Raw genomic sequence first — 16,261 nt, forward strand, 5'->3', positions numbered from 1 at the left:
GCGTCGCCCTTGTTCTTTCCGGCACAATGACGGCTGATCCTTGCCGCACGCTGCCATGACCGACCCGCGCCAGGCCCTGCGCCACGACCTGCGGCAACGCCGCCGCGACCTCTCCGCCGGTGAGCGCATCGCTGCCGCCGAATCGCTGGCCGATGCCCTGCTGGCCCTGCCGTTCGCCCCGCGCGAAGGCGCCGTGGCCGGCTACTGGGCGCTGGATGGCGAAATCGCCCTGCACCGCTGGCAGCTGCAACTGCCCGAAGGCCTCACCTACTGCCTGCCGGTGCTGGCCGGCGACGTGCTGCGCTTCGCGCCGTGGCGGCCGGGGCAGGCGCTGACCAGCAACCGCTACGGCATTCCCGAACCGGACGTGGCGCTGGACGATACGCTGGAACCGGCGCAGATGGCGCTGGTGGTGGCCCCGCTGGTGGGGTTCGACGCCCACTGCCGGCGGCTGGGCATGGGGGGCGGCTGGTATGATCGCAGCTTCGCCTTCCGCCATGACCGGCCGGCGCCGCCCTGGCTGGTCGGTGCTGCGTTCGCGGTGCAGCAGGTCGAGTCCTTGCCGGTGGCGTCGTGGGACGTGCCGGTGGATGCGATCTGCACCGAAGACGGCACCCTGTTCCCCTCCGCTGCCCCCGTGAACGCATGACCGCCCGCAAGCGCTACTGGCTGATGAAGTCCGAACCGGACGCCTTCTCCATCGATGACCTGGCCAAGGTCAAGGTCGAACCCTGGAACGGGGTGCGCAACTACCAGGCGCGCAACTTCATGCGCGATGGCATGCAGGTCGGCGACGGCATCCTGTTCTACCACTCCAATACCAAGGTGCCGGGCATCGTCGGCCTGGCCACGGTGGCCAGCACCGCCTATCCGGACGACACCCAGTTCGATCCAACATCCGACTACCACGACCCCAAGAGCACGCGCGAGAACCCGCGCTGGATGCTGGTGGACGTGGCCTTCGACCGCAAGCTGAAGCAGGTGATCGCGCTGGACGAGATCAAGCTGCACGCCGAGGAACTGGGCGAAGGCTTCCCGCTGGTTGCCAAGGGCAACCGCCTGTCGGTGTTCCCGGTGACCGCCGCGCAGTGGAAGCTGCTGCTGTCGCTGGAAAAGAAATCCTGATTCCCTGCCTGAGAGTTCTCCCATGTCCGAAGCCAAGCGCCTGGCCGCCGAGAAAGCCATCGAATACGTCGAAGACGGCATGATCGTCGGTGTCGGCACCGGTTCCACCGTGGCCTATTTCATCGATGCCCTGGCCCGCATCCAGCACCGCATCAAGGGCGCCGTGTCCAGCTCCGAGCAGAGCACCGCGCGCCTGAAGCAGCACGGCATCGAGGTGATCGAGCTGAACCACAGCGGCAACCTGTCGCTGTACGTGGACGGCGCCGATGAGTGCGATCCGAACAAGTGCCTGATCAAGGGCGGCGGCGCCGCACTGACCCGCGAGAAGATCATCGCCGAGGCCAGCGAGCGCTTCATCTGCATCGTCGACCCGAGCAAGCAGGTGCCGGTGCTGGGCAGGTTCCCGCTGCCGGTGGAAGTCATCCCGATGGCGCGCAGCCTGGTCGCCCGCCAGATCCGCGACATGACCGGCGGCCAGCCGACCTGGCGCGAAGGCGTGGTCACCGACAACGGCAACCAGATCCTGGACATCCACAACCTGCAGATCACCGATCCGGAAAAGCTGGAGCGCGAGCTCAACCAGCTGCCGGGCGTGGTCTGTGTGGGCCTGTTCGCGCGGCGTCGCGCCGATGTGGTGATCGTCGGCGGCGAACCGCCGGTCGTGCTCTGACCCTTCAGAAGGATCCTGATGATGTCGCTGTTGCGTTCGCTGCTGATGCTTCCGCTGCTGGCCCTGGCCGGTTGTGCCACCGACGCGGCCCGCCATTGGGTCGAACTGGAGGGCGCCCGCTACCAGGTGGAGCTGGCCACCAACGATGAGACCCGCGCCCGCGGATTGATGTTCCGCGACCAGATGGCGGCCGACCACGGCATGCTGTTCATCCACGACCGCGAGGAGATGCAGGCGTACTGGATGAAGAACACCAAGATCGCGCTGGACATCCTGTACTTCGACAACCAGCGCAGGCTGGTCAGCCAGCAGCGCGACGTGCCGCCGTGCTCGGCCGGCGACATGTGCCCGCCCTACCCCAGCGGCGGCCCGGCGCGTTATGTGCTGGAGCTCAACGCCGGCCAGGCCGAGAAGCTGCAGCTCAAGGACGGCACGGAGCTGAAATTCGGCCCGGGCATCGAAAAGTAAACGATACGGCCGGCACCCACGGTAGTGCCGGCCGCTGGCCGGCAACCCGGCCGGGGTCCCGATCGGGGCCAGATCCCTTTCGCACGCGGAAGGGATCCGGCCCCTGCATCTTTCACGCGGCACCGCTTGAAACCGCACGCGAATGACGCCAGTCTGTGGCCATGCAGGACCGGATCACACTCCCCGACTGGGATGCACTGGCCGACCTCGAAGACGAGGCACTGCCACTGTTGCCGACCGCGCTGTTGATCGCGCGCGATGAATATCCCGATCTGCAGCCGTCGACCTACGACGCGCTGATCCAGAGCCATGTCGAGCACCTGCGCTCGGAAGTGGAGAGCATCGACAACAGCCCGCTGAAGATGGCGGCGATCAATCGCCACCTGTTCGACGAGCTGGGCTACAGCGGCGACCACGACAAGTACTACGATCCGCGCAACAGCTACCTCAACCAGGTGTTCGAGCGCCGCTTGGGCAACCCGATCTCGCTGGCGCTGGTGCAGATGGAAGTCGCGCGCCGGCTGGGCATTCCGCTCGATGGCGTGTCCTTCCCCGGCCACTTCCTGGTGCGCCTGCCGGTGGACGACGGCGTGCTGGTGATGGACCCGTTCAACGGCGGCCGTCCGCTGGACGTGGACGAACTGCGGGAACGGGCCAAGTCACATCTTGGCGGGCAGATGCCCGACGACCAGGTGCTGGCGCAGATCCTCGACCCGGCGCCGGCGCGCGCAATCCTGATGCGCATGCTGCGCAACCTGCATGGTGTATACGCCGAGGCGGGCGAATGGGACCGCGCGGCACGCAGTGCCGACCGCCTGCTGAAGCTGGCCCCGGAGCAGGACGACGCGCTCCGTGACCGTGGCCTGGCCTACCTGCAGCTGGAGTACCTGGCCGGCGCCCGCCACGATCTGGGGCAGTACCTGAAGCGCAACCCGGAAGCCAGCGACGCGCAGTGGCTGCGGGAGAAGCTGATCGACCTGGGCGGACCGATGCCGCGGCTGCATTGAGGGTGCCGCCGTGTGGACCAACGGCCCACACCCAAGGCTAGGTCAATCGACCTCGACCATCTCGAAATCGGCCTTGGTGACCCCGCAGTCCGGGCAGGTCCAGGTCTCTGGAATGTCCTCCCAGCGCGTCCCCGGCGCGATGCCCTCCTCCGGCAGGCCCTCCGCTTCGCTGTACAGGAAGCCGCAGACCACGCACATCCAGGTGCGCAAGGTGGTGGGGGTGGCATCGCTCATCGGATAATCGGGGCTGGATTCACGGGCCGCCATTGTCCCATCGCGGTCCACTCACCGGTAGCCATCGATGACTTCTGCTTCCCCGGCGCCCCGCGGCGTCTACCTGATCACCCCGGACGAGCCCGATACCGCGCGCCTGCTGGCCCGTACCGCGCCGCTGCTGGCCGCGGGCGCTACCTGGCTGCAATACCGCAACAAGACCGCCAGCGGCGCGCTGCGGCGGGAGCAGGCCATCGCCCTGCAGGCGCTGTGCGCGGAATACGGCGTGCCGCTGATCGTCAACGACGACCCGGCGCTGGCCAAGGCCGTTGGCGCGGCGGGGGTGCATCTGGGCGGCACCGACGGCGACATCCCCAGCGCGCGCGCCCTGCTCGGCCCCGAGGCCATCATCGGCGCCTCCTGCTATGACCAGCTGGCCAATGCCGAGAGGGCCGTGGCCGCCGGCGCCAGCTACGTGGCCTTCGGCGCGTTTTTCCCAACCACTACCAAGATCACCACCAGCCGCGCGCATACCGACCTGCTGCGGCAAAGCGCCGCACTGGGCGTGCCGCGGGTGGCGATCGGCGGGCTGACGCCGGACAATGTCGGGCCCATCATCGACGCCGGTGCCGATCTGGTCGCCGTGGTCAGCAGCGTGTTCGCCGCCGAAGACCCGGTCGCGACCCAGCGCGCCTTCCTCGCCCAGTTCGCGTAACGCCCAGGATATTCCCCATGAACCACGACCAGTCCCACGCCCTGTTCTCCCGCGCCCAGCAGCTGTTGCCGGGCGGCGTCAATTCGCCGGTGCGCGCGTTCAAGTCGGTCGGCGGCGAGCCGTTCTTCGTTGAACGCGCCGACGGTGCCTACCTGTACGACGTCGACGGCAACCGCTACATCGACTATGTCGGCTCCTGGGGCCCGATGATCGTCGGCCACAACCACCCGGCCGTGCGCCAGGCGGTGAAGAAGGCGATCGACAATGGCCTGTCCTTCGGTGCGCCGTGCGCGGCCGAAGTCACTATGGCCGAGACCATCACCCGCCTGGTGCCGTCGTGCGAGATGGTGCGCATGGTCAACTCCGGCACCGAGGCCACGCTGTCGGCGATCCGCCTGGCGCGTGGCGCCACCGGCCGCAACCGCATCGTCAAGTTCGAAGGCTGCTACCACGGTCACGGCGACTCGTTCCTGGTGAAGGCCGGCAGCGGCATGCTGACCCTGGGCGTGCCAACCTCGCCGGGCGTCCCGGCCGGGCTGAGCGAACTGACCCTGACCCTGCCCTACAACGACTTCGAAGCGGCCACCGCGCTGTTCGCGCAGCAGGGCGACGACATTGCCGGGCTGATCATCGAACCGGTGGTCGGCAATGCCAACTGCATCCCGCCGCGCGAGGGCTACCTGCAGCACCTGCGCGCACTGTGCACGCAGCATGGCGCGCTGCTGATCTTCGACGAAGTGATGACCGGTTTCCGCGTCGCCCTCGGCGGCGCACAGGCGCACTACGGCATCACCCCGGACCTGACCACCTTCGGCAAGATCATCGGCGGTGGCATGCCGGTAGGTGCCTACGGCGGTCGCCGCGAATTGATGCAGCAGATCGCCCCAGCCGGCCCGATCTACCAGGCCGGCACGCTCAGCGGCAATCCGGTGGCGATGGCCGCCGGACTGGCGATGCTGGAGCTGATCCAGCAGCCGGGCTTCCACGCCGACCTGGCCGAGCGCACCGCACGCCTGTGTGCCGGCCTGGAAGCGGCCGCCGCCGAAGCCGGCGTGGCGGTGACCACCACCCGCGTGGGCGCGATGTTCGGGCTGTTCTTCACCAGCGAGAAGGTCGAGACCTATGCGCAGGCCACCGCCTGTGACATCCCGGCGTTCAACCGCTTCTTCCACGCGATGCTCGACCAGGGCGTGTTCCTGGCACCGTCGGCGTACGAGGCCGGCTTCCTGTCCAGCGCCCACGATGACGCGGTGATCGAGGCCACCCTCGCCGCCGCACGCGTAGCGTTCCGGGCCGCCAAGGGCTGATCACAAAAAGGGGACGGAGGGGATTAAGTCGTTTGTGCACAAACGACTTAATCCCCTCCGTCCCCTTTTTTCTAGCCGAAGACGAAGGTGCCCTTCATCATCGCGAAGTGGCCGGGGAACGAGCAGAAGAAGGTGTAGTCAGCGCCCTTCTGCAGGCCCTGGGTGGAGAAACGCACACGGGTGGTCTCGCCTCCACCGATCACTTTGGTATGCGCCAGCACGCGCTTGTCGGCCTTCGGCAGGTAGCTGTCGGCCAGGGTCATGCGCATGCCCGCCATCGCCACCGGCTGGTAATCGGCCGTGCGGGTCAGCACCCAGTTGTGGCCCATCGCGGTAGCGGCCAGCTTGCCGGTATGGCGCAGGGTCAGGTCCACGGCGGTGCAATCAGCGGCAACCTTGATCTCGCGGCTGCTGAAGCTCATCTGGTCGGTGCTGTCGATGCTCACCGCACACACCTGTGCCATCGCCGACGGCGCCAGCATCACCGCGCCCAGTCCCATTGCCACCAGCCAAGCCTTCATCGTTGCCTCTCCTGCGGATTCAAGTGCCATTCTAGGCACCCGCCTGCGCCCTCGGCTGCGACCGTCTGTCGCACGTCCACTCCAGGGTTTCCGCGCATCCACCGCGATGGCATGCTCGGCCGATGCGGATCGACCTGTTGCTGCTGGATGTGGATGGCGTGCTGGTGCAGTACCAGCGCGCACAACGCGTGCTGCAGCTGGCGAACGCACTGCAGGTTCCGACCCAGGCCGTGCAGGCCGCGCTGTATGACAGCGGACTGGAGGCGGCGCATGACGACGGCACGCTGGACGGCCCGGCCTATCTGGCGCGGCTGGGGGAGCGCCTGGGCAGGACCGTCGATGTCGCGACATGGATCGCGGCACGCCAGGCCGCCAGCCATCCGCAGGCGGCCGTGCTGCAGCGGCTGCAGGGCCTGCAGCTGCCGATGGCCGTACTCACCAACAACGGCGCGCTGATGGTACAGGCGCTGCCCGCCCTGCTGCCGGAACTGTTCCCTGCGCTGCAGGGTCGCGTGTTCTGCAGCGCGGATTTCGGCCTGCGCAAGCCCGCACCGGCGGTGTTCCTGCGCACGCTGGACGCGCTGGGCGTGGCGCCTTCGCGCACGCTGTTCGTCGATGACCTGTTCGCCAACGTGCGTGGCGCGCGCGCTGCCGGCCTGCACGCGGAGACCGTGCGCGATGGCCGGGGATTGGGCAAGGTATTGAAGCGTTACGCGGTGAGCTGATCGGGGTCAGAGCCCTCTCCGCAGGAGAGGGCTCTGACCCCGGCACCCTGGCTTCAGCGCGCGGCGATGAACGCGGCAATTGCCGCGCGCAGGCGCTTCAGGCCTTCGGCCACTTCTTCGTCGGTGATGTTCAGCGACGGCACGAAGCGCAGCACGTCCGGGCCGGCCTGCAGGGTCAGCAGGCCGTGCTCGGCGGCATGGTCGAGGATCGCACCGGCCTGGCCGGCGAAGTCCTTGCCCAGCACCGCGCCCAGCATCAGGCCGCGGCCACGCACGTCGCTGAACACACCGAACTCGTCGTTGATGCGGGCGAAGCCATCGCGCAGCGCCTTGGACTGGCGGCTGACGTTGGCGGCGATCTCCGCCGAGCCCAGCTTGCGCAGTGCCACGCGGGCCACCGCAGCGGCCAGCGGATTGCCGCCGAAGGTGGTGCCGTGCGCGCCGAACTGCATGGTCTCGGCCACCTTCGGGCCGGCCAGCATCGCGCCGATCGGGAAGCCGCCGCCGAGTGCCTTGGCCAGGGTGACCATGTCCGGCACTACATCGTCCTGCCAGTGCGCGAACAGCGTGCCGGTGCGGCCCATGCCGGCCTGGATCTCGTCCAGCACCAGCAGTGCGTTGTGCTGGTCGCACAGTTCGCGCACGCGCTTGAGGAAGCCGGACTTGGCCGGCATCACGCCGCCCTCGCCCTGGATCGGCTCCAGCATCACCGCTGCCACGTCGCCGGCGGCCATCGCGGTTTCCAGCTGCACTTCATCGTTGAAATCGATGTAGCGGAAGCCACCGGGCAGCGGTTCGTAGCCTTCCTGGTACTTCGGCTGGGCCGTGGCGGTCACCGCGCCCAGGGTGCGGCCGTGGAAGCTGCCACGGAAGGTGATGATCACCCGCTTGTCGGCCGGGCGGCCCTGGCTGGAGGCCCACTTGCGGACCATCTTGATCGCCACTTCGTTGGCTTCGGCGCCGGAATTGCACAGGAACACGCGCTCGGCGAAGCGGCTGGCCTTCACCAGCTCCTCGGCCAGGTGCAGCGGCGGCGCACTGTAGAACACGTTGCTGGTGTGCCAGAGCTTGCCGGCCTGCTCGACCAGCGCGGCCACCAGGTCCGGATCGTTGTGGCCCAGGCCGCACACGGCGATACCGGCGGCCAGGTCGATGAACTCACGCCCCTGGCTGTCCCACACGCGGGCGCCCTGCCCTCGCTCCAGCACCACCTGGCGGGGCTTGTAGACCGGCAGGTAGTAGTGCGAAAGGGAAATCAGCGGATCGGTCGCGGCGGTCATGGCAGTCGGCAGGGTTCAGGAATGCCCATTCTCGCGCCGGAACCCCTGCGGCACAATGCGCCCATGCGACCGTTTTCCGCCCCCCAGCTCAACCCCGCCACCGAGACCGGCTGGCGCCGTCGGTGGTTCGACATCATCTACCGCCATGACTCGCGGCCCTCGCGCAATTTCGACCTGATCCTGGTGGTGGCGATCGTTGCCAGCATCCTGGTGGTGATGATCGACAGCGTGCAGCACCTGCATGCCGAATGGTCCACCGGCCTGTACATCCTGGAATGGGGCTTCACGATCATCTTCACCGCCGAGTACCTGCTGCGCCTGGCGGTGGTCAAGCGCCCGCTGCGTTACGCGGTGAGCATCTGGGGCATCATCGACCTGCTGTCGATCCTGCCCGCGTACCTGTCGATGTTCATCCCGGGCGCGCAGAGCCTGCTGGTGGTGCGTGCGCTGCGCATCCTGCGCGTGTTCCGCATCCTCAAGCTGACCCGCTACATCGAGGAAAGCGGCGTCCTGATGACGTCGCTGTGGCGCAGCCGGCGCAAGGTGCTGGTGTTCCTGTTCACGGTGATCACCATCACCATCATCGCCGGGGCGCTGATGTACGTGATCGAGGGCCCCGAACACGGCTTCACCAACATCCCGGCCAGCATGTACTGGGCGGTGGTGACCATGGCCACGGTCGGCTTCGGCGACATCGTGCCGCAGACCGTGCTTGGCCGCTTCGTCACCTCGGTGCTGATCCTGATCGGCTACAGCATCATCGCCGTGCCGACCGGCATCTACACCGCCGAACTGGCCAGCACCATGCGCGAAGCCGAACTGGCGGCGCGCCGGGATGCGCGCGGCTGCCCGCACTGCGGGCTGGAGGGGCATGAACCGGATGCGCGCCACTGCCGCAAGTGTGGCGGTGAACTGCCGGACGCATTCAGCCATTGAGGCACATGCCGGCCAGCGGCCGGCACTGCCAACCCCGCAGGGTGTGCGCCGGGCATGGCCCGGTGCCACCGTGGACGGGGCCACGCCCTGTGTGGATCGCCCTCAGCGCATGCGGTTGCTGGTGGTCACCAGGTCGTTGTAGGCGTCCAGGATCGTCGACTGTGCCCCTTCAGGATCGGTGGTGAGCCAGCTGCCCGACGCCTTGCGCTCGGCGGCCAACGCATCGGCGGTGATCGGCTTGCCCTGCTCCAGACGCTCCACACCGCGCCCGGCGGTACGCACCAGCTTGTCGGCCGAACGCTGCACATGGCCCCACATCGGGTCGTCCTTGCCGACACCACTGTTCTGGATTTCCGTCACCAGCGCCTGATAGTCGGCCAGCTGGCCGCGCAACGCCGCAACATCCGGCGCGTCGCTCTGGAACGCCATCGCCAGCTGCTTGCCATCGCCGACAAGGCGCAGGTGGTAATAGGCCAGCGAGCGGCCTTCGCTTTCCTCGATCTGCTTCAGCTGGGCGGCGCGGCGATCGTTCTCGTTCTTTTCCAGCGCCGCATCCATCGCTTCGCTGGCCTTGAAGAAATCGGCATAGGCCTGCATCAACGGGGCGTGCTGGCTGCGCATCCCTTCGCCACCATCGCGACGATAGTCCTCGCGGGTGAAGTACCCATCGGCACGCTCGATCAGGGTGTTCAGTGCCTGGAATGCCTGCTGGTACTGTCGCGCGGGTGCATCCAGCGGCGTGGCAGGGGTCTTTGCCAGCGCATCGGTCAGCGGCTGGCCGCAGTACTCGACGCGGTGCGACAACAGCTTGCCCGGTGAGCGCGGCTGCGCTTCCTTGCCGGTCGGCCCCGCCTTGGGGTCCTTCATCCAGCCCGTGTAAGTCTGGAAGCCTTCGTGGATGGGCTGTTCGACGCCGTTGTAGCACTCGATGTAGGCGTTCACCTTCTCCAGCCCGGGGTCGGCGACCGCCAGCCCCGCCGGGCTGTTGCAGCCGGCCAGCGCGCCGAGCAGGAGAACGGGAATCAGGCGTGTGGATGCGTTCAAATCAGTTCCTTGCACCAGTGAAAACTGCAGCCATCGTCCTGCATGGCGCGAGCGCGCGCTCCAGCACCTCGGGAAGGTGCTGGCATTCGGGGCTGCGGGGCGTGTCATGTCGCGATCGACCTGCTCGATCGCGACAAAAATAGCGCGTTGAGCTTCCCGCTTACTGGCGGTTGCTCTGGAAAACCAGCGAGTTGTATTCCTGCATCAGCTTGCTGGCAGAGCCGCTCGGCGCCATCGAGGGCGAATCGAGCATGCGCCGTTCGAAATCGGTATAGGGCGTGTTCTCGCTGACGCGCTTCAGCCGCTCCTTGCCTTCGCGCCGGAAGTTCTCGGCCTCACGCTCGAAGCTGTTCCAGTCCAGCTTGCCCGGCTCCTGATCAGCCACCTTCGCATGCGCTTCGTCGGAAATGCGGTTGAACGCATCCAGACGCTCGCGCGCCTTGGCCTGGTCGAAATCGTCCTCGCTCATCAGATCCATGATGGCCTTGGCTTCCAGCATCATCGCCAGACGGTAGTACTCGCGCGTGCGCCCCTCGGCCTGTTCCAGCGCCTTGAGCTGCTCGCGCTGGGCGGCGTCGTTCTGGCGCTCCAGCTCGGCGTTGAACGTTGCGCTGGCAGCCACGAACTCCTTGAAGGCGGCCATCAAGGGCGCATGCAGCTGCTTGCCCTTGGCGAACCGGTCATCTTCGTAGTCCTGGCGATCGTAGTAGTCGTGCGCCTCCTTGCTGATCGGCACCAGTGCCTTCAGCGCCTGCTGGTAATGGCCAGCAGCGGCATCGAGCTCGGCCAGCGCCGGCTTGGCAGCCATCGCCTCGGTCACGGGGCCATCGCACTGCTTCATGTCGTAGTCGCTGATCTCGAACGGACCGTACACCTGGGTCTCGCGCCCGGTCGGGCCGGCCTCGACGTCCTTGATCCAGCGCGTATAGGACTCGATGCTGCCGTGGGTCTTCGAATCAAGCGTGTTGAAGCAGCCGATGTAGGCGTTGAGCTTGGCGGTCAATTGCTGCTGTGTGTCCGACGGCGCCGCGCTGGCGTCGGGCGTGCTGGAAGGGCCGGCGTCGCCAGTGGTTGCAGGCGCCCTGCTGCCGCAGGCAGCCAGGACAATCGACAGCGAAGCGGCCAGCGCCGCGACGGAAAGAGTGCGTGACATGGGTTCACGTCCTTGTTGAAAACGATTACAGCCGCGCATTCTAGCGCAGCAGGCCGAAGGTCGCAGCCCTCGGCCTCTGCCGGCGACGCGCGATCAGTCCAGGAACAGATCCGGCAACAACGGTCGCGACGGATCCACCGCATAGCCGGACAGATCGGTGATACCCGCCTGCGCCAGCACGTCATCGTCGATCAGGAACTGGCCGTGGAAACCCGCCGCCTCGCGCACCAGCACCGCGTGCGCAGCATCGGCCATGATCTGCGGCGTGCGGCAGCCGGCCGCATCGACGCCCGGAATCATGTTGATCGCATCGGTGGCGATCACCGTGCGAGGCCACAGCGCGTTCACCGCCACACCCTGCGGGCCGAATTCCGCGGCCAGGCCGAGCGTGACGAAGCTCATGCCCATCTTCGCCAGCGTGTAGCCGGTGTGCGCGCCCCACCACTTCGGTTCCAGGCTCGGCGGCGGCGCCAGGGTCAGGATGTGCGGATTCGGCGCCTGCAGCAGGTACGGCAGGCAGGCCTGCGCGCACAGGAAACTGCCGCGCGAATTGACCTGCTGCATCAGGTCGAAGCGTTTCATCGGCGTATCCAGCGTGCCACGCAGCCAGATCGCGCTGGCATTGTTGACCAGGATGTCGATGCCACCGAAGGTGTCGACCGTGGCGGCAATCGCCGCCTGTACCTGCTCTTCCTCGCGGATATCGCACTTCAGCGCCAGCCCCTGGCCGCCGGCCGCCGTAACGGCTTCGGCTGCGGTATGGATGGTGCCTGGCAACTTCGGATTCGGCACCGATGACTTGGCCGCAATGGCCACATTGGCGCCGTCGCGCGCAGCGCGCAGTGCGATGGCCAGGCCGATGCCGCGCGAGGCACCGGTGATGAAAAGCGTTTTGCCCTGCAGACTGCCCACGTTCCACACTCCAGCGTATGCAATGAGCCGCTAGTATGCCGCGCCGACGTGGAGTTCACCCGGCCTTGACGATACTCGGGCCTCCAGTCAACGCACGAGGTCCACGCCATGCGCCGTTCCCGCCTGTTGCTGCCTGCTCTGGGGCTTGCCCTGCTGACTGCCTGCCAGGGCCGTTCGCCGGAACCCGGCAAGGAGCCGCCTGCCGGTGACACCCCCAGCGCAGAGAAAGCCGCCGCCGACGGCAAGCTGCGCTGGAGCGAGGCAGTGGTGTGGGATGGCGACCTCAACGCCTGCCGCCAGGGCGAGAACGCGGCCACGCGTGATTGCCTGCGCGATGCGATGCGCGCCGGCGGCGCCAGCGCCGATGCGATCACCGCCGCCGAACAGCTGTCCACCAGCGGCGAGCTGGCCTACGTGACGGCCTGGCACGAGAACGAAGGCCTGGGCATTGCCACGGTCGAGTATCCGTTCCGCGCCAACACCAACGAGGGCACCCGCCTGGTCGACGCCACCGGCAAGCGCATCGATGTGGATGCCGTGCAGCTGGACGACACCCTGCGTGCCGACCCCACCGTGCAGGCCCTGCTGAAGGACCACCCGCAGGCCACGCCGTTCGCACCGGCGCAGTCGGCCGGGGCCACGCCGCTGGAGAACGGCGGCATCCGCCTGCTGTACCGCACGCCGCTGCGCGACTGCCACGCCTGCCCGGATGTGGGCCAGCTGCAGATCGCCTACGACTTCGATGCCAAGCGCAACTTCATTGGCCAGCAGGTGGTGCCGGCGACGCCGTAAGGTCACCGGCGCCTGTAGAGCCGGGCCATGCTCGGCTCATTGAATGCAGCCGAGCATGGCTCGGCGCTACATCAAGGCCGACAGCGGGCGCATCCACGCATGGCGTGGATCTACCGGTACCCCTGCACCTGCTTCCTCAGCAGATGCGGCACGATCAGCCGATGCACGGGTGCAACCGGCAGCATGTACACCCGCCCGAACGCGTTGTGCGTATGCACCACCGTTGCCACTTCCAGCACGTCGCCGTGCCACTGCAGGGCCAGCTGCACACGCAGGTGGCGATCGTCGTCTTCCAGCACGATGGCATCGTCATCCAGCGACTGCAGGGTGAAGATGCCCAGCCGCTGCCCGGGTTGAGGATCCGCAACACCCTGCACCGCCCGCAACGAGCCCAGGTGCTTCATGCCGAGCAGGCGCATGCCGCGATTGCGCAGCGCCATCAGCCCATCGAACCAGCCGGGAATGGTCGCGGCCATATCGCGATAGGCCCGCAAGGCCGAGCGTCCATCACGATGGGTCGTTGCCTGGCAGGCATGCACGAAGTCGGCGCCGGCCAGCTGTGGGCGCAGGACACTGCGCGCGCTTGGCGGGCCGGTCACCACCTGCGCAGTGCTCACGGCTTCGGCCCCTGCCCCTCGTTGTCTTCCCAATGCAGGATGCGGCGGGTGACGAAGCGGTAGACCGGCTTGCCGGTGGCGAACCACAGTTCGCGCACCCACGAGGTGCGCTTGAGCACCCGCTTTTCCACCGGGGTGAGCGACTCGCGGCAGTACATGCGCTTGTGCTTGAGCAGGTGGCGCAGGTCCTCGCGGGCCAGCAGGCGCATCCAGCGCGAGCGCGGGTTGCCGATCACTGCCAGCTGGAAGTCGATCAATGCCGGACGGCCGTCCTCGGTCACCAGCCAGTTGGCTTCCTTGGCCAGATCGTTGTGGGCCACGCCATTGCGATGCAGCTGCTGCAGCAGGCGACGCGCGGCGCGGAACCAGGCCAGGTCGCCGCGGGGCGGACGCTGGTACATGGCGTCGCCGGCCATGAAGCTGCGATCGAGATGACGGCCATCCCACGCCAGCAGCTGCGGCACATCGGCCATGCCATGGATATGGCGCAGCGCGCGCGCTTCGCGGCGGGCCAGCCACCAGGCCGGCAGCCGCAACCACAGTGGTGTGGCGCCCAGATCACGGCGCACGAAGGGGCCGGCCGGCCCTTCCACAAGGAGGATGCGACCGAAGCTGTCGGCCTTCAAAGCATGCGGTGGAGTGTCTGGCGTATGCGGCATGACCCCATTCTAGGCGATGGCGATGGTTGCAAACGGCCACCAAGCGGCTGGGAACCAGTCACCTTCACGCCCCTATAATCGGGCAATGGACTCTTCATGGATCGACGCCACGCTCGCGTGGATTGCCGCTCACCCCGTGCTGGCGGGTGCCGTTATCTTCCTCATCGCCTTCTGCGACGCGGTGATCATTCTCGGTGCAATCGTGCCGGCCCTGCCGCTGCTGTTCGCGGTGGGCGTGTTCATCGGCCTGGGCCAGATCTCCGGGCCGTACGCGGTGGCCGCCGCCGCACTGGGCGCATTCGCCGGTGATGGCATCAGTTACTGGATCGGGCGCCGCTGGGGTGACCGCCTGCGTGGCGTGTGGCCCTTCAGCCGTTACCCGCAGCTGCTCGACCGCGGCGAAAACCTGTTCCGCCGCAATGCCTTCAAGAGCATCCTGGTGGCACGCTACGTGGGCGCGATCCGGCCGTTCGTGCCGGCCATCGCGGGCATGATGAAAATGCCGGCCAGCCGCTACATGCAGGCCAGCGGCATCGCCAGCATTTCGTGGGCGGTGTTGTTCCTGGCACCGGGCTGGGTGCTCGGCGAGGCCTACGACGCGGTGGCCGCAGTGGCCGGGCGACTGGTGGTGGTGGTCGGCTTGCTGGCAGTGATCCTCGGCCTGGTCTGGGCCATCGTGCTGTACGGCTACCGCTGGTCGGCCGCGCGCATGGACAACTGGCTGGCGCGGCTGCTCGACTGGTCCAACCGCCACCCGACGCTGGGCCGCTACACCGTCGGTGTGCTGGACCCGAAGCGGCGCGAGGCGGTGCCGCTGGCAATGCTGGCGTTGATGCTGCTGGTGCTGGGCTGGGGCTGGTTCGCGCTGCTGACCGTGGTGGTCGCGCACGGGGAACCGCTGGCGATCGACCTGCTGGTGCACCAGGCCATGCTGGCCCTGCGCAACCCGCTGGCCGATTACCCGATGGCCGCGCTGGCCTCGCTGGGCGCCTGGCAGGTACTGCTGCCGGCCACTGCGGCGGCGATGGGCTACCTGATCTGGCGCCGGCGCTGGATGGCGGCCGCGCACTGGCTGGCCGCGCTTGCCTTCGGCCTCGCATTGACCATGCTGCTCGGTGCCACCGTCGATGTGGTGCGCCCGGTCGACGCCAGCAGTGGCTTCGGCTTCCCGTCGGTGTCGGTGACGATGGCCACCATCACCTTCGGCTTCTTCGCAGTGCTGATCGCCCGCGAGATGCCCGGCCGCACCCGCGTCTGGCCGTACCTGGTGTCGGGCATCGTGGTCAGCCTCATCGGCTTCTCGCGCCTGTACCTGGGCGCGCATTGGCTGAGCGATGTGATCGGCGGCATGCTGTTCGGCACGTTCTGGCTGCTGGTGCTGGGCATCGCCTACCGCCGCCGCTTCAACCGCTCGTTCTGGGTGAAGCCGGTGGCGTGGCTGTTCTACGGTGTCTTTGCCGTGGCGGCGATGTGGTACGCGCCGCGCAACATCCCGGTGAAGCTGGAACGCTTCGAGCCGACCCTGCCGGCCGCGCAGGCGATGGACATGCAGGCCTGGTGGCAGCACGACTGGGCGACACTGCCGGCGCGCCGCAACGAGTTCGACGACGACCAGCGCTGGCCGCTGGACGTGCAGGTGGCGGGCCCGTTGGCCCCGCTGCAGGCGCAGCTGGAAGCACGCGGCTGGAAGCGGCAGGAACAGGCCGGCTGGCAGGAAGCGCTGCTGATGCTGGACAAGAACACCGGCGCCGATGCGCTGCCGGTGCTGCCCGCCACGCTGGACACGCGCGTGGAGGCGCTGTTGATGGTGCGCCCGGGTACACACCGCGATGAGCGCTACGTACTGCGCCTGTGGCCGGCCCCTGCGCAGTTGCAACCGGGCAATACGCCGCTATGGCTGGGCAGTGCGCAGACCCTGCGCTACGAGCGCCACTTCGAATGGATCGGCATGTGGCACCCGCTGCGCGGCGTCGACCCGGCCTTGAATGCGGTGAAGGAGGCCGTGCAGGAGCTGCCGCAGCGCGAGGATGTGCACAGCGAAACCGGGTTGCCGGTGCTGCGGTTGAAGACCACCACGCCCTGACGGGGCCGGTGCGCGATCACCCGCTGTAGCGCCG

19 protein-coding genes are annotated in these 16,261 nt (G+C 67.7%); 11 read left to right on the top strand and 8 right to left on the bottom strand.

The window, feature by feature from the left end; all coding sequences use genetic code 11:
• Positions 1-55 precede the first annotated feature (55 nt).
• The 5 genes from LRM18_RS12080 to LRM18_RS12100 all read left to right on the top strand — a co-directional run bounded on the left by LRM18_RS12080 (position 56) and on the right by LRM18_RS12100 (position 3,270).
• Positions 56-649, top strand: coding sequence for a 5-formyltetrahydrofolate cyclo-ligase (locus LRM18_RS12080; RefSeq protein ID WP_074726450.1), 594 nt, complete (start codon positions 56-58; stop codon positions 647-649).
• Positions 646-1,125: an EVE domain-containing protein gene (locus tag LRM18_RS12085; protein ID WP_053461302.1), complete on the top strand. Its 480-nt coding sequence runs from the start codon at positions 646-648 to the stop codon at positions 1,123-1,125. The genes LRM18_RS12080 and LRM18_RS12085 overlap by 4 nt, the downstream gene beginning before the upstream one ends.
• Before the next feature lie 22 nt (positions 1,126-1,147).
• On the top strand, positions 1,148-1,795 hold the full coding sequence (gene rpiA, locus LRM18_RS12090; protein ID WP_014648291.1) for a ribose-5-phosphate isomerase RpiA: 648 nt from the start codon (positions 1,148-1,150) through the stop codon (positions 1,793-1,795).
• A 21-nt stretch (positions 1,796-1,816) separates the two neighbouring features.
• Positions 1,817-2,263 (top strand): DUF192 domain-containing protein, encoded by a 447-nt coding sequence (locus LRM18_RS12095; protein WP_053462577.1) that lies wholly within the window; start codon positions 1,817-1,819, stop codon positions 2,261-2,263.
• Positions 2,264-2,424: 161 nt separating this feature from the next.
• Positions 2,425-3,270: a SirB1 family protein gene (locus tag LRM18_RS12100; RefSeq protein WP_049466926.1), complete on the top strand. Its 846-nt coding sequence runs from the start codon at positions 2,425-2,427 to the stop codon at positions 3,268-3,270.
• A 42-nt stretch (positions 3,271-3,312) separates the two neighbouring features.
• On the opposite strand, the gene LRM18_RS12105 is transcribed toward LRM18_RS12100, so the two are convergent.
• Positions 3,313-3,537: a rubredoxin gene (locus LRM18_RS12105; protein WP_014038358.1), complete on the bottom strand. Its 225-nt coding sequence runs from the start codon at positions 3,535-3,537 to the stop codon at positions 3,313-3,315.
• Between the two features lie 34 nt (positions 3,538-3,571).
• On the opposite strand from LRM18_RS12105, the gene thiE reads away from it, so the two are divergent.
• On the top strand, positions 3,572-4,198 hold the full coding sequence (gene thiE, locus LRM18_RS12110) for a thiamine phosphate synthase (RefSeq protein WP_154331139.1): 627 nt from the start codon (positions 3,572-3,574) through the stop codon (positions 4,196-4,198).
• Between the two features lie 17 nt (positions 4,199-4,215).
• Positions 4,216-5,505, top strand: coding sequence for a glutamate-1-semialdehyde 2,1-aminomutase (gene hemL, locus LRM18_RS12115; protein WP_049466933.1), 1,290 nt, complete (start codon positions 4,216-4,218; stop codon positions 5,503-5,505).
• Positions 5,506-5,576: 71 nt separating this feature from the next.
• On the opposite strand, the gene azu is transcribed toward hemL, so the two are convergent.
• Entirely contained in the window at positions 5,577-6,026 is a 450-nt protein-coding gene (gene azu, locus LRM18_RS12120) for an azurin (protein ID WP_270954707.1), read from the bottom strand.
• A gap of 122 nt (positions 6,027-6,148) precedes the next feature.
• Here azu and LRM18_RS12125 point away from each other — a divergent pair, with 122 nt between their 5' ends.
• Positions 6,149-6,751 carry an HAD-IA family hydrolase gene (locus LRM18_RS12125; protein WP_270954708.1) on the top strand — a complete coding sequence of 201 codons (603 nt, stop codon included), beginning with the start codon at positions 6,149-6,151 and terminating at the stop codon, positions 6,749-6,751.
• Positions 6,752-6,804: 53 nt separating this feature from the next.
• Here the strand turns inward: LRM18_RS12125 and LRM18_RS12130 are convergent, their stop codons facing one another.
• Positions 6,805-8,031: an acetylornithine transaminase gene (locus LRM18_RS12130; protein ID WP_270954709.1), complete on the bottom strand. Its 1,227-nt coding sequence runs from the start codon at positions 8,029-8,031 to the stop codon at positions 6,805-6,807.
• Positions 8,032-8,094: 63 nt separating this feature from the next.
• On the opposite strand from LRM18_RS12130, the gene LRM18_RS12135 reads away from it, so the two are divergent.
• Complete coding sequence (locus tag LRM18_RS12135) at positions 8,095-8,967, top strand: ion transporter (RefSeq protein WP_049413719.1); 873 nt, start codon at positions 8,095-8,097, stop codon at positions 8,965-8,967.
• A 102-nt stretch (positions 8,968-9,069) separates the two neighbouring features.
• Here the strand turns inward: LRM18_RS12135 and LRM18_RS12140 are convergent, their stop codons facing one another.
• The 3 genes from LRM18_RS12140 to LRM18_RS12150 all read right to left on the bottom strand — a co-directional run bounded on the left by LRM18_RS12140 (position 9,070) and on the right by LRM18_RS12150 (position 12,076).
• Positions 9,070-10,011: a YiiG family protein gene (locus LRM18_RS12140; protein WP_021203636.1), complete on the bottom strand. Its 942-nt coding sequence runs from the start codon at positions 10,009-10,011 to the stop codon at positions 9,070-9,072.
• A gap of 160 nt (positions 10,012-10,171) precedes the next feature.
• Positions 10,172-11,164 (bottom strand): YiiG family protein, encoded by a 993-nt coding sequence (locus LRM18_RS12145; protein WP_270954710.1) that lies wholly within the window; start codon positions 11,162-11,164, stop codon positions 10,172-10,174.
• 93 nt (positions 11,165-11,257) lie between these two features.
• Positions 11,258-12,076 (bottom strand): NAD(P)-dependent oxidoreductase, encoded by an 819-nt coding sequence (locus LRM18_RS12150; RefSeq protein ID WP_270954711.1) that lies wholly within the window; start codon positions 12,074-12,076, stop codon positions 11,258-11,260.
• Between the two features lie 108 nt (positions 12,077-12,184).
• Here LRM18_RS12150 and LRM18_RS12155 point away from each other — a divergent pair, with 108 nt between their 5' ends.
• Positions 12,185-12,868, top strand: a complete 684-nt coding sequence (locus LRM18_RS12155) for a hypothetical protein (protein ID WP_270954712.1) — start codon at positions 12,185-12,187, stop codon at positions 12,866-12,868.
• Between the two features lie 110 nt (positions 12,869-12,978).
• Here LRM18_RS12155 and LRM18_RS12160 read toward each other — a convergent pair whose 3' ends face one another.
• Positions 12,979-13,485, bottom strand: a complete 507-nt coding sequence (locus LRM18_RS12160) for a DUF2867 domain-containing protein (protein WP_270954713.1) — start codon at positions 13,483-13,485, stop codon at positions 12,979-12,981.
• A complete protein-coding gene (locus LRM18_RS12165) occupies positions 13,482-14,144 on the bottom strand; it encodes a serine/threonine-protein kinase (RefSeq protein ID WP_057495206.1) in 663 nt (220 codons plus the stop codon). The genes LRM18_RS12160 and LRM18_RS12165 overlap by 4 nt, the downstream gene beginning before the upstream one ends.
• 85 nt (positions 14,145-14,229) lie before the next feature.
• Here LRM18_RS12165 and LRM18_RS12170 point away from each other — a divergent pair, with 85 nt between their 5' ends.
• Positions 14,230-16,227: a bifunctional DedA family/phosphatase PAP2 family protein gene (locus LRM18_RS12170; RefSeq protein ID WP_270954714.1), complete on the top strand. Its 1,998-nt coding sequence runs from the start codon at positions 14,230-14,232 to the stop codon at positions 16,225-16,227.
• Positions 16,228-16,261: the final 34 nt, after the last annotated feature.

It is taken from the genome of Stenotrophomonas sp. PI_27, from assembly GCF_027854495.1.
GTDB classification, from domain to species: domain Bacteria; phylum Pseudomonadota; class Gammaproteobacteria; order Xanthomonadales; family Xanthomonadaceae; genus Stenotrophomonas; species Stenotrophomonas pavanii.